Annotated in this window: 18 protein-coding genes and 3 pseudogenes; 12 read left to right on the top strand and 9 right to left on the bottom strand. The window is 46.6% G+C overall.

The window, feature by feature from the left end:
• The first annotated feature begins 3 nt into the window (after nt 1-3).
• The 3 genes from DXA15_RS17255 to DXA15_RS17245 all read left to right on the top strand — a co-directional run bounded on the left by DXA15_RS17255 (nt 4) and on the right by DXA15_RS17245 (nt 3692).
• The gene (locus DXA15_RS17255) at nt 4-843 is read left to right on the top strand and encodes a patatin-like phospholipase family protein (protein ID WP_128134837.1); all 840 of its coding nucleotides are present in this window, start codon (nt 4-6) and stop codon (nt 841-843) included.
• A gap of 58 nt (nt 844-901) precedes the next feature.
• Nucleotides 902-2596, top strand: coding sequence for an alpha-amylase family glycosyl hydrolase (locus DXA15_RS17250; protein ID WP_199676341.1), 1695 nt, complete (start codon nt 902-904; stop codon nt 2594-2596).
• Between the two features lie 154 nt (nt 2597-2750).
• Entirely contained in the window at nt 2751-3692 is a 942-nt protein-coding gene (locus DXA15_RS17245) for a ribose-phosphate pyrophosphokinase (RefSeq protein WP_046145272.1), read from the top strand.
• Between the two features lie 83 nt (nt 3693-3775).
• Here the strand turns inward: DXA15_RS17245 and DXA15_RS17240 are convergent, their stop codons facing one another.
• From DXA15_RS17240 to mnmA, 8 genes and pseudogenes are all read right to left on the bottom strand, one after another.
• Complete coding sequence (locus tag DXA15_RS17240; protein ID WP_007654669.1) at nt 3776-4063, bottom strand: transcriptional regulator; 288 nt, start codon at nt 4061-4063, stop codon at nt 3776-3778.
• Nucleotides 4048-4677, bottom strand: coding sequence for a hypothetical protein (locus tag DXA15_RS17235; RefSeq protein WP_128134836.1), 630 nt, complete (start codon nt 4675-4677; stop codon nt 4048-4050). Before DXA15_RS17235 ends, DXA15_RS17240 begins: the two co-directional genes overlap by 16 nt.
• Before the next feature lie 80 nt (nt 4678-4757).
• Nucleotides 4758-6319, bottom strand: a pseudogene (locus tag DXA15_RS17230) (outer membrane beta-barrel family protein).
• Nucleotides 6320-6906: 587 nt separating this feature from the next.
• The gene (locus DXA15_RS26855) at nt 6907-7134 is read right to left on the bottom strand and encodes a carboxypeptidase-like regulatory domain-containing protein (protein ID WP_233567388.1); all 228 of its coding nucleotides are present in this window, start codon (nt 7132-7134) and stop codon (nt 6907-6909) included.
• Between the two features lie 3 nt (nt 7135-7137).
• Nucleotides 7138-7515 carry a DUF2141 domain-containing protein gene (locus tag DXA15_RS17225; RefSeq protein ID WP_128134835.1) on the bottom strand — a complete coding sequence of 126 codons (378 nt, stop codon included), beginning with the start codon at nt 7513-7515 and terminating at the stop codon, nt 7138-7140.
• A 321-nt stretch (nt 7516-7836) separates the two neighbouring features.
• Nucleotides 7837-8118 carry a type II toxin-antitoxin system YafQ family toxin gene (locus DXA15_RS17220; protein WP_128134834.1) on the bottom strand — a complete coding sequence of 94 codons (282 nt, stop codon included), beginning with the start codon at nt 8116-8118 and terminating at the stop codon, nt 7837-7839.
• The gene (locus DXA15_RS17215) at nt 8115-8324 is read right to left on the bottom strand and encodes a hypothetical protein (protein ID WP_007654662.1); all 210 of its coding nucleotides are present in this window, start codon (nt 8322-8324) and stop codon (nt 8115-8117) included. Before DXA15_RS17215 ends, DXA15_RS17220 begins: the two co-directional genes overlap by 4 nt.
• A 53-nt stretch (nt 8325-8377) precedes the next feature.
• Nucleotides 8378-9454, bottom strand: coding sequence for a tRNA 2-thiouridine(34) synthase MnmA (gene mnmA / locus DXA15_RS17210; protein WP_007654661.1), 1077 nt, complete (start codon nt 9452-9454; stop codon nt 8378-8380).
• A 137-nt stretch (nt 9455-9591) separates the two neighbouring features.
• Between mnmA and DXA15_RS17205 the strand changes: the two are divergent.
• From DXA15_RS17205 to DXA15_RS17185, 5 genes and pseudogenes are all read left to right on the top strand, one after another.
• Nucleotides 9592-11648, top strand: a pseudogene (locus tag DXA15_RS17205) (dihydrofolate reductase).
• A gap of 4 nt (nt 11649-11652) precedes the next feature.
• Nucleotides 11653-12336, top strand: a complete 684-nt coding sequence (locus DXA15_RS17200; RefSeq protein ID WP_128134833.1) for a DNA alkylation repair protein — start codon at nt 11653-11655, stop codon at nt 12334-12336.
• A gap of 57 nt (nt 12337-12393) precedes the next feature.
• The gene (locus tag DXA15_RS17195; RefSeq protein WP_128134832.1) at nt 12394-12867 is read left to right on the top strand and encodes a Fur family transcriptional regulator; all 474 of its coding nucleotides are present in this window, start codon (nt 12394-12396) and stop codon (nt 12865-12867) included.
• Nucleotides 12868-12887: 20 nt separating this feature from the next.
• Nucleotides 12888-14159 carry an adenylosuccinate synthase gene (locus DXA15_RS17190; RefSeq protein WP_010802093.1) on the top strand — a complete coding sequence of 424 codons (1272 nt, stop codon included), beginning with the start codon at nt 12888-12890 and terminating at the stop codon, nt 14157-14159.
• 123 nt (nt 14160-14282) lie between these two features.
• Entirely contained in the window at nt 14283-14969 is a 687-nt protein-coding gene (locus tag DXA15_RS17185; protein ID WP_007654652.1) for a zinc metallopeptidase, read from the top strand.
• A gap of 178 nt (nt 14970-15147) precedes the next feature.
• Here the strand turns inward: DXA15_RS17185 and DXA15_RS17180 are convergent, their stop codons facing one another.
• A complete protein-coding gene (locus DXA15_RS17180; protein WP_128134831.1) occupies nt 15148-15363 on the bottom strand; it encodes a DUF6722 family protein in 216 nt (71 codons plus the stop codon).
• 172 nt (nt 15364-15535) lie between these two features.
• Here DXA15_RS17180 and hisS point away from each other — a divergent pair, with 172 nt between their 5' ends.
• From hisS to groL, 4 genes and pseudogenes are all read left to right on the top strand, one after another.
• Nucleotides 15536-16891, top strand: coding sequence for a histidine--tRNA ligase (gene hisS, locus DXA15_RS17175; RefSeq protein ID WP_128134830.1), 1356 nt, complete (start codon nt 15536-15538; stop codon nt 16889-16891).
• Nucleotides 16892-17029: 138 nt separating this feature from the next.
• Nucleotides 17030-18460 (top strand): glycoside hydrolase family 30 beta sandwich domain-containing protein, encoded by a 1431-nt coding sequence (locus DXA15_RS17170; protein WP_128134829.1) that lies wholly within the window; start codon nt 17030-17032, stop codon nt 18458-18460.
• A 412-nt stretch (nt 18461-18872) separates the two neighbouring features.
• The gene (locus DXA15_RS17165; protein ID WP_128134828.1) at nt 18873-19142 is read left to right on the top strand and encodes a co-chaperone GroES; all 270 of its coding nucleotides are present in this window, start codon (nt 18873-18875) and stop codon (nt 19140-19142) included.
• A 33-nt stretch (nt 19143-19175) separates the two neighbouring features.
• Nucleotides 19176-20815, top strand: a pseudogene (gene groL / locus DXA15_RS17160) (chaperonin GroEL).
• The last annotated feature ends 186 nt before the right edge of the window (nt 20816-21001 follow it).

Here is a 21001-nt window from a genome sequence, read left to right as displayed (position 1 = left end):
ACAATGACGCAAGAATCGAACCATAAGACCTATAGATTAGGATTGGCCTTAAGCGGCGGAGGCGCGAAAGGTTTTGCACACCTTGGGGTATTCAAATTACTGGAGGAGTGCGGGCTGAAGCCGGATATCATCGTTGGGACGAGTGTCGGTGCGTTAATGGGTACTTTGTTTGCCGACGGTTATTCGGCGGACGAGTTGAAAGAACTCTTTACAGGCCGTGAATTTTCCGAATTTGCACAACTCCAGCTTCCCAAGTCCGGCTTGTTCGACAGCAAACGTTTCCGGTATTTCCTGAAACGCCATCTGAGAGCCAAGACGTTTGAAGAACTGAAAACCCCTATGATTGTGGTAGCGACCGACCTGGATAACGGCGAAAGCCATGAGTTCGACAGCGGGCCTATCGTGGAGGCGGTGACTGCTTCGTGCAGTATACCGATCATTTTCAGTCCGGTAGTGATTAACGGGGTACATTATGTGGACGGTGGTTTGTTTCATAACTTCCCGGTTTCCATAATCCGCGACAGGTGCGAGCGGGTGATCGGGGTGAATGTCAGCCCGCTGGTCCCCCAGAAATACAAACAGACGATATTTCATATTGCAGAGCGTTCCTATCATTATATGTTCCGGGCCAATACGCTGGAAGATCGTGAGATGTGCGACGTGTTGATCGAGGCGGAAGAATTCGGCATGTATAAAACTTTTGATTTGGAGAATGTGGAACAGATTGCCCGCATCGGTTATGATGCAGCGATCCGCGCATTCGAATTGGTGATACAAGAGAATAAACATGAAACTCTGGTGAAAGCGATTATGGCGCGGAAGAACAATATGCTCCTGCCATAGCTTTGTCCGGCGCTTGCCGGGTAACTTTTACCGATAATATTTAAAGTTGATAAAAGCGATGAAACAAATGGATAAAATGATCATTTATCAGGTATTCCCCCGTTGGTTCGGAAATCTGAAGTCTCCGTTGGTAAAGAACGGTAGTGTAAGGGAAAACGGAGTAGGAAAGTTCTCCGCCTTTTCACCGACGGCCCTGGCAAAGATCAAGGAACTGGGTACGACGCATATCTGGTACACCGGAGTGATAGAACATGCTACCCAGACCGATTATTCCGCTTATCAGATACGTAAAGATCATCCGGACGTGGTGAAAGGCAAAGCCGGTTCCCCTTATGCAATAAAAGATTACTACGATATAGACCCCGACCTGGCAGAGAAGGTGCCGAACCGTATGAAGGAGTTCGAAGCGCTGGTGAAACGTACGCACGATGCCGGGATGAAGGTGATCATTGACTTTGTGCCGAACCATGTGGCACGCGAATATTACTCGGATGCCCGCATGTCGTATGTCGAAGATCTGGGGCAGCATGATGATACGACCAAAGGGTTCGACCGTAATAATAACTTCTATTATATTCCGGGATGCCCGTTGCACCTGTCGTTTGCCGAAGCGCACGGGGATTACGATTATAGTGAGTTCCCCGCTAAAGTGACGGGAAATGACTGTTTTAGTCCGTGTCCGGGAAAGAACGACTGGTACGAAACGGTCAAGCTGAATTATGGCGTGGATTATGTGAATGGCCGGATCGGTCATTTCAACCCGGTGCCCGGCACCTGGACGAAGATGCTGGATATCCTGCTTTACTGGGCGGATAAAGGCGTTGACGGTTTCCGTTGTGATATGGCGGAGATGGTACCGGTGGAATTTTGGAACTGGGTGATTCCGAAGGTAAAAGAAAAACATGCTGTTTGTTTCATAGCCGAGGTTTATAATCCGGCAGAATACCGTAACTATATTTTCAACGGTCATTTTGACTATTTGTATGATAAGGTTGGACTGTACGATACCGTGCGTGCGGTGATGTGCAATCAGGCTGCGGCCAACACGATCTCTTACTGCTGGCAGAGCCTGGAAGGTATCCAGTCACATATGTTGAACTTCCTGGAAAACCATGACGAGCAGCGTATCGCCTCTTATTTCTTTGCCGGCGATCACCGTCCGGGTATCCCCGGTATGATTGTTTCGGCCATGATGAATACGAACCCGGTCATGATCTACAGCGGTCAGGAGTTGGGCGAGCCGGGTATGGACGAGGAAGGTTTCAGCGGACGTGACGGGCGTACGACGATCTTCGACTACTGGAGCGTGGAGAGCCTGCGTAAATGGATCAACGACTGGAAGTTCGATGGCGCCGGTTTGACGCACGAGCAGCGTGAACTGCGAGAGAAGTATGCCCGGATATTGAATGTGGCGAAATCGGAGCAGGCCATTACTCAGGGAGCTTTCTTCGACCTGATGTATGCTAACTCGCGGAATCCGTATTTCAATTCGAATAGCCAGTATGCCTTTATGCGTAAATACCGTAACGAGGTCGTACTGATTGTCGTGAATTTCGATAAAAGCGAACAGACGGTGCGGGTAAAGATTCCTTCCGACGCATTTCTTACACTGGGTTTTGACGATAACAAGGCTGCAACACAGACGGATTTGTTGACGGGAGAGACTTGCATCAGTACGCTGACGGCGGCGTGGCCGTATCAGCTTGTTTTGCCGGCTTATTCGGGTAAGGTTCTGAAGTTTACGTATAAGTAATGAGTCTTTCATTTCGTTAGAAAAAGTAACAGGGGCGGGGTTGACTCGCCCTTATTGTTGAAAGTTTTCCGAAGATAAAGGGATAATTGCAAATAAGTTTTGTACTTTTGCAGCACAATTCAAATCTATTTACTTAAGATAAATATTCGGAATAATGAGTGCACAAACTCCTTTCTTGGTGTTTTCGGGAACCAACTCCCGGTATCTTGCAGAGAAAATTTGCAATAGTCTTGGTTGTCCTCTGGGGCAGATGAACATTCAACATTTTGCTGACGGTGAATTTTCAGTATCTTATGAAGAGTCTATCCGTGGCCGTGACGTGTTCCTTGTTCAATCAACATTTCCTAACTCGGACAATCTGATGGAGTTGCTCCTGATGATTGATGCGGCTAAACGTGCTTCTGCACATTCTGTAATTGCTGTTGTTCCTTATTTCGGTTGGGCCCGTCAGGACAGAAAGGACAAACCCCGTGTGTCTATCGGTGCAAAATTGATCGCAGATATGTTGAGCACTGCCGGTATCGACCGTCTGATTACAATGGATTTACATGCAGACCAGATCCAGGGATTCTTCAATGTTCCTGTAGACCACCTGTATGCTTCTTCTATCTTCCTGGATTACATCAAGGGAGAACTGCCTTTGGATAACTTGTGTATCGCTACTCCTGACGTGGGTGGTACGAAACGTGCCAGCAGCTATTCCAAATACCTGGGATTGCCGATGGTTATCTGTCACAAATCACGCCTGCGTGCCAATGAGGTAGCTGAAATGCGTATCATCGGTGACGTGGAAGGTCTGGACGTTCTTCTGGTGGATGACATGGTGGATACAGCCGGTACAATCACCAAAGCCGCTAACCTGATGATGGAAAATGGCGCGAAGTCTGTACGTGCAATCGCCAGCCACGCTGTTATGTCTGACCCGGCTTCTACCCGTGTAGACCAGTCTTCATTGACGGAAATGATCTTTACCGATTCTATTCCTTACGCAAAGAAATGCGAGAAAGTAAAAGTATTATCTGTTGCCGATATGTTTGCTGAAGCAATCCGCCGTGTTTGCAGTGGCGAATCTATCAGTTCTTTATACGCTATTTAATTAGCAGGGATTAATGATATAAAAAGGCTGCCGTCGGATTGATGGCAGCCTTTTTTATTGGTATGCGTTAGCTGGCGGAGGGATTAGCTTCCTCCGATATAGTCTTTCAGGGCATTTACGTAATTCTCGAATGCCTGTCGTCCTACGGGCGTTATCCGGCAGGTCGTGCGGGGTTTCTTTCCGACAAAGCTCTTTTCGACTTCTATGTAGCCGGCTTCGCTCAGTTTGTCTATCTGTACACTCAGGTTTCCCGCTGTCGCCTGTGTCTTTTCCCGCAGATAGACGAATTCAGCCTCCTCGACCGAAAGGAGGATGGATATCACGGCGAGCCGCAATTGTGAATGAAGTAACGGATCTAGTTCTTTAAACATTGCTTCCTGGCTTTATTATTGACGATATGTCCGGGTATGATCATCATAAACACGAACGATAAACCGAAGTAAAGATACCACAAAGTTGTTGCTTTTTCACCCATTATCAGCATGGTTAGCATATATATTGCTACAATAAACGCAATGAGGGGGGCGTAAGTCATCCAGCGCTCCTGTATTATAATGCCTGTAATGGAAGTCCCGAGTCCGCAATAGACCAGGGAGAGCGGTAGCATAAGCAGGAAATCTGCATGTCTGGCGAATGTAATTTCCATAATGCCGATCGTCAGAAAAGTAATGATAAACATGTATCCCATCACTTGCCATACCTGTGAGATCACTTTGTCTGTATAGGTAACGACCTTCGGTTTGTTTTGTCGTTTTCTGTAAGAGATCACCGGCCATACGGCGAACATCAGCATCCAGCCCCAACTCCAGATGAAGTTGTGTGTGAAGTTGATCAGCAGAAACAGCACAACCGATAAGGCTGTCGTAAAATATCCCCAGAACAGCATTATGTTTCCCTGTCCCACCTCCATATTCTTTTTGCTGGAGTTTATCATCTGTGTGATGAGTTCCAGGCTTTCTTTCTCGTTTAAAAGTCTTTCTTCCATGATTTTATTTGTTTTTATATTGTTCGTACTATGTTTGTTCAAAGATAATGTCATTGTTTTTAACAGTCAATCATTCCGGTTTATTTTTCGTTCAACCGGTTTCTTTCAGAGTTTACGCCCCGTTCGATTGTCGGCTTCTTGACTTTCCTGCCGCTGTTGAAGTTCCAGGTCAGTGTCGCTTTGAAGGTACGTCCGAGGTGTCCGCTTTCGAAGTGGCTTTGTGACGTGTAGGCTTCGATATGGCTGGCAAAGTCATTATAGCGGTTGAAGATATTATCGGCCGAAACAGTTATCAGGAAGCGGTTGCCGGCCAGTTTCTTCCGGGCAAACAGGCTGACGATGTGCCGGGGAGCCACTTCGCTGTTTCCTGAATACAGGCGGCTGGTTCCGCTGTATTGTCCTTCGAGCGTGATGTCTTTCGGCAGTGTGAAGGTTGCGGTTGCGTTTGCGAATGCCAGATAATGGTGGGCAAATGCGGCTTTCTCCGTCATACGGATATCCTGGCGTACACCGACGAAATTGGCTGCCAGGTTAAGCCATGGGACGGGCTGAACCGGGATACTGGCGGCAACGAACCAATGGTTTTCGACGTCATGGTTTTCGTAGGTGATATACGAAACGTCCGGGTCGACGGCGTCTACCTTGCAGAATTCGCGGATCAGGTTGCGGTGCAGGCTGCCTCCGATTGTCAGCGTGTAACGGTAATTATAGACAAGGGTCGTGCTGAAACGGTGGATATAGGTCGGTTTCAGGTAGGGGTTGCCTATGTTGTAGCTGTAATCGGAGGTCTGGAGCCGGTTCGGGTTGAGCGTATAGAAGGCCGGACGTCGATGTTGCGTGTGTATTGTCCGACCAGCATCCAGGTCTTCAGGTTGTTGAAGGCATAGGTGGCGCTTAGGTTCGGGAACAGGTCGAAATAATCCCGTTTGATCCGGTCGCTCTCGTTCGCGGTCCGAGTATATTCGCCCCGCAGTCCGGCTATGAACGTCCAGCGATTGATTTCTGTTGAAAAAGATGCATATATTCCCATGATGTTTTCCTTGTATTTGAGTGCGTAGCCGTAAGCCGGACTGATACTCCATTGTTGGTCGGCCGAGAGACCTTCGTAGCAGGAATTATCGTCCATGAATGTATGCGTGTATTTCAGGCCGGTGTTCAGCGACATTCCTTTCCGGAAGTATTTATTCATTGAAATATCGGTGGTGACGATCTTGTAGGTTGCATCGCTGTTACTTCGGTACGTACTGTCTATCTCCCGGCCTGCTGCCTTTTGTACGACATAGTAGTTGTTTTTCCCTGTCGACTTTTTGCCGGCATAATCGACAATCCATTTGAGCAGGGAGCCTTTGTCGTCGAGTTTATGCAGGTAGTTGGCGGTAGCGGATAAAGTGTTGTAATCATCCTTCTGGTTATAATCGCCGGTACTGTTTATTAGCCATTCCTGCTTTGTCAGTTCCGTTTCGCTGTAAGAGTTGCCTTTAGACAGCTGTCCGACATATTCTATCTCCGCTCCGATGCTGTTGACGGTATCGATTTCGAAGATGGCTCCGATGCGTCCCGTACCATAGTCCGATCGTGTGTCGAACCTGGAGAGGCTGGAGAAGCGGTTGTCGTTGTCCGGATATTGCCTGACGGATGTCATCATGCTCTCATTCTTCGGTGTGAAATTGCCGGAGGCGGCGGCGTTTACGGTCCATTTCCCGAGGCGTGCATTGAGTGTTCCGGAAGGCATGTAACGGGTAAGGGTAGAAGATAAGGCGCCCCCGGCCGTGACACTCCCCTGGATACCGTTCGTTTGCCGCCGGCGGAGTGAGATCAGGATGATTCCGCCCCGTGAGCTGGCTTCATATTCTGCTCCGGCTATCGGGATGACTTCTATTCGCCTGATATCTTCCGATTTCAGCGAACGAAGGTAGGTGAGAAGTTCTTCGCCGGTAAGTTTTATTTCGCGGTTATCGACGAATACCTTTGTGCCCTGTGCTCCGTTGATGGAGATATTATCTTCTGCCAGCCATACGCCGGGAGCCTGCGACAATAATTCGGTACCGTCTTTCCCGGCGGAAGGGGAGACGGACAGGATGAAGCGATCTGCCTTGCGTTCGATATTTTTTGCCTGTACCACAACCTCTTTCAAGGCATAGGAAGATGCCTTCAACGAAAGGGTGTCGTGCATGGATGCGGCCAGCAATAATTCTTTTTGCAGCGGCTCATATCCGATACACCGGACGATTACTTTATATGTTCCTGCTTTTGCTCCATGGTGAAATTACCCTTGTTGTCGGTTGTCGTACCTGCTTTTTGAATCTCATCCTGCAAGAGGACGATTGTCGCGTATTCAACTCCGTTTCCCTGCCCGTCGGTAATGTGGCCGGAGTAAATCTCTGCCGTTGCCGGCTTCCGGGCCATAGCCGGAAAGCCGGTAGCAAAGATGAGTGTAAAGAATAACAGCCATTTCATGCCTTACTCGCTTGCCGGGTAATATAATTTCAGTTTGACTGTCTCTTCTTCCTGTTGCGTTTTGCATTTCTTCATGGCATATCCTTCAGCCGGCTTTTTATCTTCGGTGAAGTCCATTTGGTAATTGCCGTTTTCGTCATGGAAGACTGAGATATCGAACTGTTCCCATTCGACGTTTTCAAGCGTGATGGTTGCTTCTCCTTTCTCCGGTTTGGCCATGCCGTATACCGGTTTTGTCTCTTTCCCTGATTGAGCCATGACGAGGATTGTTCCGTTTTCTCCGCGTATGTTGCTCACTTTGACGGTGATTGTCCGTGCTTCGGCAAGATTGCAAGTAAAGAATATTGCCAGAATAAATAGTATGATTCGTTTCGTATTCATGTTTTGTCTACTTTAAAGGTGAATGTAAATAAGTTTATAATATAAACCATATATGGATTAAAAAAGTGCAAGGAGCTGCGCATGTCTCACCTACACGCTGCAAATATAAAATGGTTTATGTTATAAACCAAATTAAAGACGAAAAAAATGAAATAATAGGGTGAAATAGTTGAAATAAAGGCGGTATGCCGGGAAAATGATTGCGGCAATTGTAAGAAATAGCTGCCGCAGCGGTAAAAAATAGGTGCTGCAATCATATAAAACGACTGCGGCAACCATTCGAGATAGCTGCCGCAGTCGTTCTAATTTTGAACTTTTCTATTAAAACAGATCGGCATGAGTGCCGGTATCTGTAAACAGAAGCATAAGTTCCGTATCATTTTGATTCCAAACCAGTAACCAGTCGGATTGAATATGACATTCCCATAAGCCTTCGTATTTGCCGCTTAATTTATGCGGGCGATATTCGGGTGGGAGGGTACCGGTTGTTTCAAGGAGTTTGGAGACTTTTTCAAATAAAGAAATATTGTATCCTCTTTTCTTACAGAGTTTCAAATCTTTCTTGAACTTACCCGTATAATTGAGTGTATATTTCTTATTCATCCGAAGATTTGTTTCATCATATCTTCTGTGCTTTCAGCATGATACACTCTTCCGGCCTTCACATCTTCCAATGCTTCATCCAGTCCGCATTTCTTTTCTTTGCGGACTTTGATGCTTCCTCCCATACTTTTAACCAGTGAGCGTATGGCGGATGCGTATTTTTCGGGAATGGATATCTCGAATGTTTTTAATGTTGTTGCTTCCATAGTCGTATATATTATAGTCTGATACAAAGATAAATATAATTATTGACAAAGACTTATTTTTCTTCGTCAATAATCATGCCGCTACCCAGGCAGAGATGATGATCTTTGTCGTAGACAACACCGTACTGGCCGGGAGCGATACCCTGTATTTTGTTTTCCGATTCGATACGGTAAAGGTCACCGATACGGCGGATACGTCCCGGTGTGAAATCGGGGGTATGGCGTATCTTGAAGGTGATTTCTTTTTCATCGGTAAATTCTCCCCACGGATCTTCGGTGATGAAGTCGAAACCATGCAGGTTGATTGTCTTCCCGTATTGCGTTTCCGGGTCGTAGCCGTTGGAGACGTAGATGATATTGCGTTTGATATCCTTCTTGATGACGAACCACGGACCGCCGCTCAGGCCCAATCCTTTCCGCTGGCCGATGGTATGGAACCAATAGCCGTTGTGCTTGCCCAGTACTTTGCCCGTTTCCAGTTCGACGATTTTGCCGACACGTTTGCCCAGGTAACGCTCGATGAAGTCGTTGTAATTGATTTTACCGAGGAAGCAGATGCCCTGGCTGTCCTTGCGCATGGCGCTGGGGAGCTTTTGTTCAGCAGCGATGGCACGGACTTCCGCTTTCATCAGGTGGCCGATAGGGAACATCAGCTTCTGGATTTGCAGGCGCGTGATTTGTCCCAGGAAATCGGTCTGGTCCTTCACCGGGTCTTTGGCGGTGGAGAGCCATACTTTTCCGTCTATCTCGGTCGTTGTGGCATAATGGCCGGTGGCGATTTTATCGAAGTCTTTCCCCCATTTCTCTTCAAAGCAGCCGAACTTGATGAATTTGTTGCACATCATGTCCGGGTTGGGGGTGAGGCCGCGTTTCACCGAGTCGATCGTGTAGCTGACCACCTTGTCCCAGTATTCGTCATGCAGGGATACCACTTCCATGCGACAACCGTATTTGCGTGCTATGTAAGATGTAATTTCTATATCCTCTTCGGCGGGGCAGTCGATATATCCGTCTTTATCTTCCATACCGATACGGATATAGAAGATGGTAGGATCGTATCCCGCCTCCTTCAACTGATGGACAACTACGGAACTGTCCACGCCTCCTGATACTAATGCTGCTATTTCCATTCTTTAATAAATATATCGGTTGCAAAGGTACAAAATATTAGGGTGATATTCCTATGGCTTCGATTTATTCGTTACCTTTGCGGGAGAGCCTTTCGTTGTAATACTTCAGGAAAAACAAAAGAATTAGTATAAATAAAATGAGAAATACAATTGTATCGCTTATGACAGCAATGGCATTGACCGCCTGTGCAGGCCCGAAAGAAAAGAATGTTCAGGCGCCGCAGGAGGATTTTAATTATGTGGTAGACCAGTTCGCAGACCTTCAGATACTTCGGTACCAGGTTCCGGGATTCGAGTCTCTTTCGTTGAAACAAAAACAGTTATTATATCATCTGTCGCAGGCTGCGCTGATGGGGCGCGACATATTCTTCGACCAGAATTGTCGTTATAACCTGCCGGTTCGCCGCGCATTGGAAACGATTTACAAGGAATATAAAGGAAATCGCGAGGATGAGCAGTTCAAGGCCTTGGAGACGTACCTGAAACGGGTATGGTTCTCAAGCGGCATCCATCACCATTATGCAGAGGATAAGTTTGTTCCCGGCTTTACCCCCGAATTCTTTAAAAGCTGTCTGGAGCAGGTGAATGTCTCTGAACTTCCTTTGCGTGAAGGACAGACTTTGGAGCAGTTTGTTGCAGAAATCTCTCCGGTGATCTTTGATCCGGCAGTATTGGCAAAACGTACTGTACAAAGCGGTGACCGGGATTTAATCCTGGCATCTGCCAATAACTACTATGGCGGCGGTATTACCCAGAAAGAGGTGGAAGAGTATTATGCCGCTATGAAAGCGGGTAAAGACACCATCACTCCGATCTCTTACGGACTCAATAGCCGGCTGGTGAAGGAGAACGGAAAGATTGTCGAGAAGGTATGGAAAGTAGGAGGCCTTTATTCTGCTGCTATCGAACAGATTGTGGGCGAGTTGCAGAAAGCAGTTCCTTTTGCCGAAAACGATACCCAGAAGACAATTATCGAAAAACTGATTGAATACTATCAGACCGGTGACTTGAAGACTTTCGACGCCTACTCCATCCTTTGGGTAGAGGATACGACTTCGGAGGTGGATTTCGTGAACGGTTTTATCGAAACTTACGGTGATCCGCTGGGTATGAAAGCCAGTTGGGAGTCGACCGTAAACTTTATCAATAAGGATGCGACCAAGCGCACGAAGATTATCAGCGATAACGCGCAATGGTTTGAAGATCATTCTCCGGTCGACAAACGCTTCAAGAAGGAAAAGGTAAAAGGGGTGAGTGCCAAAGTGATCACCGTATCCATGTTGGGAGGCGATTGTTATCCGGCAACGCCGATCGGCATCAATCTGCCGAATGCGGATTGGATTCGCCGCGACCACGGTTCGAAGTCCGTTACGATTGAGAATATAACCGAGGCTTACGACAAGGCGTCGCAGGGCAATGGCTTTAACGAAGAATTTATCTGGAGTGATGCGGAGCGTGAAGCCCTCGCAAAATACGGTTTCCTGACTGATAACCTGCATACCGACCTGCATGAATGCCTGGGACATGGTTCCGGCAAACTTCTGCCCGATACCGAATCGGCGCGCTGAAAGCCTACGATTCCACCCTGGAAGAAGCCCGTGCCGACCTCTTCGGTCTTTATTACCTGGCCGACCCGAAGCTGGTTGAATTAGGTCTGGTTCCGGATGGCGAAGCCTATAAGGCCGAGTATTATAAATATATCATGAATGGCCTGATGACACAGCTTGTCCGTATCGAAGCCGGCAAAGACGTGGAAGAAGCTCACATGCGCAACCGTCAGTTGATCGCCCAGTGGGCCTATGAGAACGGTAAAGCCGATAACGTTATTGAATATAAGAAGCGTGACGGCAAGACATATGTCGTTGTAAACGATTATGCCAAACTCCGCAATCTGTTTGGCACCTTATTGGCAGAAGTGCAGCGCATCAAGAGCGAAGGCGATTTCGCCGCCGGAAAGAAACTGGTGGAAGATTACGGTGTGAAAGTAGACCAGACTTTACACGACGAAGTGCTTGCCCGCTATGCCAAACTAAACCTGGCTCCATACAAAGGTTTCGTGAACCCGGTGATGAAAGAGGTAAAGAACGACAAAGGCGAAGTGACCGACATCGTTTTCGATTATACCGAAGGATACGCAGACCAGATGCTTCGTTACAGCAAAGATTATTCATTCTTGCCATCTTATAACGATTAAAGATATGTTGCAGGACGAACTGAAAGAAATACGTACCCAACTGCGCATGGCGATGAACGGTGTCATAGCCACCAGCATGCGTGAAAAGGGCATCGACTATAAGCTGAACTTCGGTGTCCCTCTGCCCGAAATAAAGCAGATAGCCGCCCGGCACGAACCCGGTTCGGAGCTGGCAGCCGCTTTGTGGAAAGAGGATATCCGCGAGTTTAAGATACTGGCATCCCTGTTGCAGCCTGTGGATGATTTTCCTTTTAAACAGGCGGAACAGTGGGTGAAAGAAATACCCTATCTGGAAATAGCGGAACAATGCAGCCGTAATCTGTTCTGCAAATTGCCGTATGTCGATAACCTTCTGCTTGGACTGATTTTTAATGTGGAAGACGAATATGCCCGTACGGTGGCTTACCTTATCTGGATGGAACTGTTCAGGGTAGGGAAGACGGTGGTTGCACCGGTGAGAGCCGCATTCATCGTGGAATGTATGCGGACGATTGCCTGGCCCGACTTCGGCGCTTCCTGGAAAGAGAAGCAGGCAGCGATAAAAGCAATGAAATTTTACGGTCGCCAGTCGGCCGATCATGCGAAGCAAATGTTGAGTGGTTTCGATGACTTTCCGGAGTTTATGAAGACACCGGAAGGGCAGGAAATCTATAATGATTTAAAATTTGAATTTGAATATTATAGCTAAGGCTTTGCGTTTAAAATAAATGCGCTAACTTTGTCGGTCACGTAGAGTCGCAACGAAATGGATGAAAAGAAGTACATAGAGATGAAGCAGTCGTTTACGGAGTATCTGACTGAGAAAAAACTACGAAAGACGGAGGAAAGATATGCGATCTTTGAATGCATATGTCGCTTCGCCGGTCATTTCGATATGTACTCCCTTCAGGAAAAGCTGGAAGAGGCGAACTTCCATGTGAGTAAGGCAACGCTTTACAACACGTTGGATGTGCTGGAAGACGGCGGCCTGATCGTGCGGCATCAACTCAACGCCCAGTCGGTTCAGTACGAACTGCGGGCATTGGCAGAAACGCACCTGCACCTGGTTTGCATGAAGTGCGGGGCCATTCGGGAAATGAAAGACAGCGTGCTGAAAAAGGAGGTCAACAATCTGAAGATATCCCGTTTCACACAGGAATTTCATGCGCTGTATATCTACGGGATATGCAGTAAATGCAAGTTCAAGCTTCAGCAGAAGAATAGTAAAAAAGAATATTAACAGCCTATTATAAAGATAAAATGAAAGTAGATGTTTTATTAGGATTGCAATGGGGTGACGAAGGCAAAGGAAAAGTTGTCGACGTGCTGACTCCTAACTACGATGTAATCACTCGTTTTCAAGGAGGTCCCAATGCAGGACACACACTGGAATTTAACGGAGAAAAGTATATCCTGCGTTCTATTCCGTCAGGTATTTTCCAGGGTGGAAAAGTGAATGTTATCGGTAATGGAGTCGTTCTCGACCCGTTATTGTTCAAACAGGAAGCCGAAGCGCTTGCTGCCAGTGGTCACGACCTGACCAAACAACTTTGTATTTCCAAGAAGGCACACCTGATCCTGCCTACCCACCGTATGCTGGATGCTGCCTACGAAGCTGCCAAAGGTTCCGGAAAGATCGGTACGACTGGTAAAGGTATCGGCCCGACATATACAGACAAGATCAGCCGTAACGGTCTCCGTGTAGGTGACTTGCTGCACAACTTCGATGAAAAGTATGCTGCCGCCAAGGCACGCCACGAAGCAATCCTGAAATCACTGAACTATTCGTATGATATCAAGGAACTCGAAGCCCAGTGGTTTGAAGCATTGGAATACCTGAAGCAGTTCAACCTGATCGACAGCGAACATGTGGTAAACAACTTCCTGAAAGACGGTAAGTCTGTCCTGGCGGAAGGTGCACAGGGCACTATGCTGGACATCGACTTCGGTTCTTATCCGTTCGTGACATCTTCCAACACGATCTGTGCCGGATGCTGTACGGGACTGGGCGTCTCTCCGCGTAATATCGGTGAGGTATACGGTATCTTCAAGGCTTATTGTACACGTGTCGGTAGCGGTCCGTTCCCGACAGAGTTGTTCGATGAAACAGGCGACAAACTGTGTACGGTAGGACATGAGTTCGGTTCCGTAACAGGACGTAAACGTCGTTGCGGCTGGATCGACCTGGTAGCCTTGAAATATGCCGTTATGATCAACGGTGTAAGCCAGCTGATCATGATGAAGAGCGACGTGCTCGACAGCTTCGAGACCATCAAGGCTTGCGTAGCCTACAAGATCAATGGCGAAGAAGTGACGGAATTCCCGTTCGAGATCGACGATACGATCGAACCTGTATACGTTGAACTGCCGGGTTGGAAGACTGACATGACAAAGATGCAGAGCGAAGATGAATTCCCCGAAGAGTTTAACGCATATCTCTCATTCCTTGAAGAAGAGTTGGGAGTACCTGTTAAAATCGTATCGGTAGGACCTGACCGCGAACAGACAATCATCCGGTATACAGAAGAATAAACCTCACATACTAATACAAAATGGCAGAAGACCACCTCTAATCAGGCTAATCTTCTGCATTTTTGTTTTTGGCAGACTTTTTGTAAGAGATATCTTGTATAACAATTAATTATTTGGAACATTATGAGCATGTATTGGATCATATTTATTGGTTTTGCCTTGTTAAGCTGGCTGGTATCTTCCCGACTGAAGAACAAGTTTGAGAAGTATTCTAAGATTCCTATGCCTAACGGTATGACCGGAAAGGATGTGGCTGAAAAGATGTTGCGCGATAACGGCATCTACGACGTGAAGGTGATCTCTACTCCCGGACATTTGACAGACCATTACAATCCTGCCAATCAAACGGTGAATCTGAGCGAATCTGTCTATTATAGTAATAGTATCGCCGCTGCCGCTGTAGCCGCCCATGAATGTGGTCACGCAGTACAGCATGCAACGTCTTATGCCCCGCTGAAGATGCGGTCGGCGTTGGTACCGGTGGTTAGCTTTGCTTCGAATATCATGACCTGGGTATTGCTGGGCGGTATGTTGCTGATCCACCAGTTTCCGCAGTTGCTGTTGTTCGGTATCATCCTGTTCGCATCGACAACGTTGTTCAGTTTCATTACGTTGCCGGTCGAAATCAATGCCAGCCAGCGTGCGTTGGTATGGTTGAGCCGTGCCGGGATAACGAATGTTTCTACGCATGGTATGGCCGAAGATGCTTTGCGCTCTGCCGCTTATACTTATGTGGTGGCTGCCTTAGGTTCGCTGGCTACATTATTATATTATATAATGATCTTCCTGGGAGGAAGAAGCCGCGACTAAGCGAGTACCGTATCAGATAAAAAAAGCAGCCCGGGCCATTTCAAATGACTCGGGCTGCTTTTTTATTTCTTCTTTTTCTTCGTTCTATGAAATTTACCTTCCATATAAAGTGCCCAGATTAAAAATCCGAGTCCCATTCCCATAAACAGTAAACAAACAAATATAAAATCAGGCATAACTAATCCTCCTTCAGTTTAATGAATAATAGGCCTAAAAACAAAAATCCTGAAACTAAAACAAATCCACCCGAATAAATAAGCACATTATGTCCCTCAAGATCTTTTAATAATGTTGTGATGACAACTCCTGTTGCCATGTATTTGGCGAAGTCGATGCAAAAACTACCAAGTTCACCGTACAATACTTTCTTTTGTCTCCTTAATTTCTTTTTCATAGCTATACGTTTTGTTAAATATGTTGCAAACATAACAAAAAGAAACGGACAAAACAATGAACCTATCCAATAAATAACGAATTTGAAACAAAATACCTACCTTTGCATTCCGAATAATAATTTAATATATAAAAGTCGGTTAGCTCCGACGATAAAGAAGAGCAAACAGTATATGCAGAAGCCGTCTATACCAAAAGGTACCAGAGATTTTTCGCCCGAAGAAATGGCGAAACGTAATTATATATTCAATACGATTCGTGAAGTATATCATCTGTACGGATTTCAGCAAATAGAAACTCCGGCCATGGAGAACCTGTCGACCCTGATGGGCAAGTATGGCGAAGAAGGTGATAAATTACTTTTCAAGATATTAAATTCGGGAGATTGTTTCTCCGGCATTACCGATGAAGAACTGCTGGAACGTAATCCGGTAAGATTCGGCGTGAAAGCCTGTGAGAAAGGGTTGCGTTACGATCTGACCGTTCCTTTTGCCCGCTACGTAGTGCAGCACCGCAACGATATAACATTCCCTTTCAAACGTTATCAGATACAACCCGTATGGCGTGCCGACCGTCCGCAGAAAGGACGTTACCGTGAGTTCTACCAGTGCGACGGTGACGTGGTAGGCTCCGACTCACTGATTAATGAAGTGGAACTGATTCAGATTATGGATGAGGTGTTCCACCGTTTCGGTATCCGCGTTTGCATTAAGATGAACAACCGTAAGATCTTGTCGGGTATTGCCGAAATTATCGGTGAAGCGGATAAGATCGTCGATATAACAGTGGCTATCGACAAATTGGATAAGATCGGCCTGGATAATGTAAACGAAGAACTGCGTTCCAAAGGTCTTTCCGAAGAGGCGATTGCCCGTTTGCAACCGATCATCATGCTGTCGGGTAGCAATCGCGAAAAACTGGCCGTCCTGAAAGAACAGCTGGCTACCTCTGAAATAGCCGTGAAGGGTATCGAAGAAATGACCTTCATTCTCGACCGTATCGACCAGCTGCCTATGCATTCGGAACTGGAACTCGACCTGACGCTGGCCCGCGGTCTGAACTATTACACCGGTGCTATCTTTGAAGTTAAAGCCCTGGATGTTCAGATAGGAAGTATCACCGGTGGCGGACGATATGACAACTTGACCGGTGTATTTGGCATGGATGGCGTGTCGGGTGTCGGTATCTCTTTCGGGGCAGACCGTATCTTCGACGTGCTGAATCAGTTGGACCTGTATCCGGTCGATTCGTTGATGACAACACAGTTACTGTTTGTCAACTTCGGAGAGAAGGAAGAAAGTTATCTGTTACCGATCATCTCTCAGGTTCGTGCCGCCGGTATCCGTACCGAACTTTTCCCCGAATCAGCCAAGATGAAGAAGCAGATGGGGTATGCCGATACGAAGAAAATCCCGTATGTCGCTATCGTTGGCGAAACGGAGATGAGCGAAGGCAAGATCAACCTGAAGAATATGATTACAGGCGAACAAACACCTGTCACTGTAGAAGAACTGATCGCAAAGTTCTAATCCGATAGCAGCCTTGTCCCCGTGCTTGACACGGGGCCGAAAAGGTGCTGTCTGAATAAATAGGCATATGACCTGTTCTTTTGCGATCCCGTGTCAAGCACGGGAACGGGTTTATGCTATCCTTAATATTACTGTCTCATGAAAACATCTCTTTTAATTCTCGCATTCGCTTTAGTCCTCTCTTCCTGTTCTATTCAGCCAAGAGCATCCTGGGTAACAACTACGGAAAACGAACCGTGGCAGGAACAATCCGACCTGGTCTCTGCCTCTTCGGATACGATTCCGACGATCGACGCGGTTATCCATACCCATAAGAAAGGACAGAAGATAGACGGTTTCGGTGCCTGTTTCAATGAGTTAGGCTGGATTTCCCTGAGCAAACTTGACCCGACAGTCCGCGAAGAGATCATGGAAGAACTCTTCTTCCCGGAGATAGGGGCGAATTTCACCATCTGCCGTATGCCGGTGGGTGCCAACGACTTCTCCCGCGACTGGTATTCCTATAATGAGACCGAAGGCGATTTCGAAATGGAATACTTCACCATCGCCAACGACCAGCAGACATTGATCCCCTTTATTAAAGGCGCACAGAAATACAATTCCGACCTGCGTATCTGGGCCTCTCCCTGGTGTCCTCCTGCCTGGATGAAATACAATAAGCATTATGCCTCCGCCTATACCGGCGAAGCCTACAACGAGAAGTACCGCAACGGCCTGCCTGCCGATAAGGTCGGTTATGAAGGAACGGATATGTTTATCCAGGACTCCCTTTACCTGCAATCGTATGCCCTTTACTTCTCCAAATTTATCGAAGCCTATCGTGAACAGGGCATCGACATCTTTGCCGTCATGCCGCAGAATGAGTTCAATTCGGCACAGATATTCCCTAGTTGTTGCTGGACGGCTGCTTCCCTGGCTAACTTTGTCGGCAACTATCTCGGTCCGGCGATGAAGGAATTGGACGTGAAAGTGATGTTCGGCACCATGGAACGTGCCAACGAAGCATTGGTGGATACCATCCTGACCGACCCGGCAAGCGGCAAGTATATCAGCGCAGTAGGTTTCCAATGGGCGGGAAAAGGTGCGATCAAAGGTATACACGAACGTTATCCCGATATGAAACTCTATCAGACCGAGCAGGAATGCGGCGACGGAAAGAATGACTGGAGCGGTGCCGTTTACTCCTGGAACTTGATGCGCCATTACCTGGATAACGGTGCGTCGGCCTATATGTATTGGAATATCTCGTTGGATAAAGGCGGTATCAGCCGTTGGGGATGGGCGCAAAACTCCCTTGTGGTTGTCGATCCCGATACAAAAACCTTCCATTACACCCCCGAATATTATGTAATGAAACATTTGAGCCATTACGTCCAGCCCGGTGCCCGTAAACTGGAAACCTCCGGCCAGTTCAGCAATCTCATGGCCTTTGTCAACCCCGACAAAAGCATTGTTGTCGCTTTGGCAAACGAAGGAAATGAGGACCGCCAGGTATCTGTTGAAATCGACGGTCGCGTCTACCAGCCTGTACTACCGGCTCATTCCATCGCAACACTGCTGATAGACTAATCTGAAATATACTATATATTAATGTAAGGGACGGCAGATTCTAACTCTTTCGTCCCTTGTTTTTTTACTTTTGAGCATGCTCGGAATTGATTTTTAGCATGGTTGAAATCTATTTTTAGCTAGCTGAAAATTAAATTAAGGCATGCTAAAAAGAATAATAGTTTAGGACCTATCAGTTAAAAGACCGTGACTTATGAACTACTTTCCCGTTACTTTTGTTCTAGTCGGGAAGCATGTGAGGCGGATGTATAGTCATCCTGTCAGTCATGTCGGCACATCTAAACGTCTGTTTATGCAAAATTGGCAGTCTTTTCCCTGCCAATTAATTTGGCATAGATTTCGCATAGGAATAAACGTGAATTAGAAAAACACATGTAAACATAATATTATTAACAATTAAAAATATAGTAAGATGAACATTAGACCATTAGCAGACAGAGTGCTTATCAAGCCGGCTGCAGCAGAAGAAAAGACACTTGGCGGAATCATTATCCCGGATTCAGCAAAAGAAAAACCTTTAAAAGGTGAAGTTGTTGCCGTGGGTAACGGAACAAAGGATGAAGAAATGGTTGTGAAAGGTGGCGATACTGTACTGTACGGAAAATATGCAGGAACAGAAATCGAACTGGAGGGTGAGAAATATCTTATCATGCGTCAGTCTGACATTTTAGCTATTATCTAATTCATTAAACGAAAATAATAAAACAATATAATCATGGCAAAAGAAATTAAGTACGATATGGATGCCCGCGACCTTTTGAAGAAAGGTGTGGACGAATTGGCAAATGCTGTAAAAGTAACATTAGGCCCGAAAGGCCGTAACGTGATCATCGAAAAGAAATTCGGTGCTCCTCACATCACAAAAGACGGTGTAACGGTAGCTAAAGAAGTAGAACTGGCTTGCCCGTTTGAAAATATGGGTGCTCAGTTGGTAAAGGAAGTAGCTTCTAAAACAAACGACAATGCAGGTGACGGTACAACTACTGCTACTGTATTGGCACAGTCTATCATCGGTGTAGGTTTGAAGAACGTTACAGCAGGTGCTAACCCGATGGACCTGAAACGCGGTATCGACAAAGCCGTTGCCAAAGTGGTTGAAAAGATTGCTGACCAGGCTGAAGAAGTAGGCGACCAGTTCGAAAAGATCGAACACGTAGCAAGATCTCTGCCAACGGTGACGAAACAATCGGTAAACTGATTGCTGAAGCTATGCAGAAAGTGAAGAAAGAAGGCGTTATCACAGTGGAAGAAGCGAAAGGTACTGAAACTACAGTTGACGTAGTAGAAGGTATGCAGTTCGACCGTGGTTACATCTCTCCGTACTTCGTAACCAACACAGAAAAGATGGAATGCGAGATGGAAAATCCGTATATCCTGATCTACGACAAGAAGATCTCTGTATTGAAAGACTTGCTTCCTATCCTGGAACCGGCTGTTCAGAGCGGTCGTCCTCTATTGATCATCGCTGAAGATATCGACAGCGAAGCATTGGCTACTTTGGTTGTAAACCGTCTGCGTGGTTCTTTGAAGATCTGTGCTGTGAAGGCTCCGGGCTTCGGCGACCGTCGTAAAGCTATGTTGGAAGATATCGCAGTGCTGACTGGCGGTGTTGTTGTCTCTGAAGAAAAAGGCTTGAAGCTGGAAGGTGCTACAATGGATATGCTGGGTACTGCCGAAAAGATTACTGTTGACAAAGATACTACAACTATCGTTAACGGTGCCGGCGACAAAGCTGCTATCCAGGCTCGTATCGGTCAGATCAAAACTCAGATCGAAAACACTACTTCTGACTACGACAAAGAAAAGCTACAGGAACGTCTGGCTAAGATGGCAGGTGGTGTAGCTGTTCTTTACGTAGGTGCTCCTTCTGAAGTGGAAATGAAAGAAAAGAAAGACCGTGTTGACGATGCTTTGCATGCAACTCGTGCTGCTATCGAAGAAGGTACAGTTCCTGGTGGTGGTGTAGCTTACATCCGTGCTATTGAAGCATTGGAAGGTATGAAGGGTGAAAACGAAGACGAAACAACAGGTATCGAAATCGTAAAACGCGCTATCGAAGAACCGTTGCGTCAGATCGTTGCTAACGCAGGTAAGGAAGGTGCCGTTATCGTTCAGAAAGTGAAAGAAGGTAAAGGTGACTTCGGTTACAATGCTCGTACCGACAAATATGAAAACCTGTGCGCTGCCGGTGTAATCGACCCTGCTAAGGTAACTCGTGTTGCTTTGGAAAATGCTGCTTCTATCGCTGGCATGTTCCTGACAACAGAATGTGTAATCGCAGAGAAGAAAGAAGATACTCCTGCTATGCCTCCGATGAACCCGGGTATGGGTGGCGGCATGGGTGGTATGATGTAATATCTTCCCATCAAGATAAAACCGGAAACGGCTGCTTCCCGAAAAGGAGGTGGCCGTTTTTTGTTATATATAATTAAGAGCCTGTTTAAATTTTATTCAATAGCATCCTAATAGATGCTAGTTTCACCATTTCCTCTGCCGAATCGAATGTCCATTCATAGTTTCGGCAGAGTCTTCTATAGTTGT

Source organism: Parabacteroides sp. AM58-2XD (assembly GCF_003463685.1).
In the GTDB taxonomy this organism is placed as follows: Bacteria; Bacteroidota; Bacteroidia; order Bacteroidales; family Tannerellaceae; genus Parabacteroides; species Parabacteroides segnis.
Note: the sequence above shows the minus strand (reverse complement) of the source record. Positions and strands in the feature narration are given on the sequence as shown.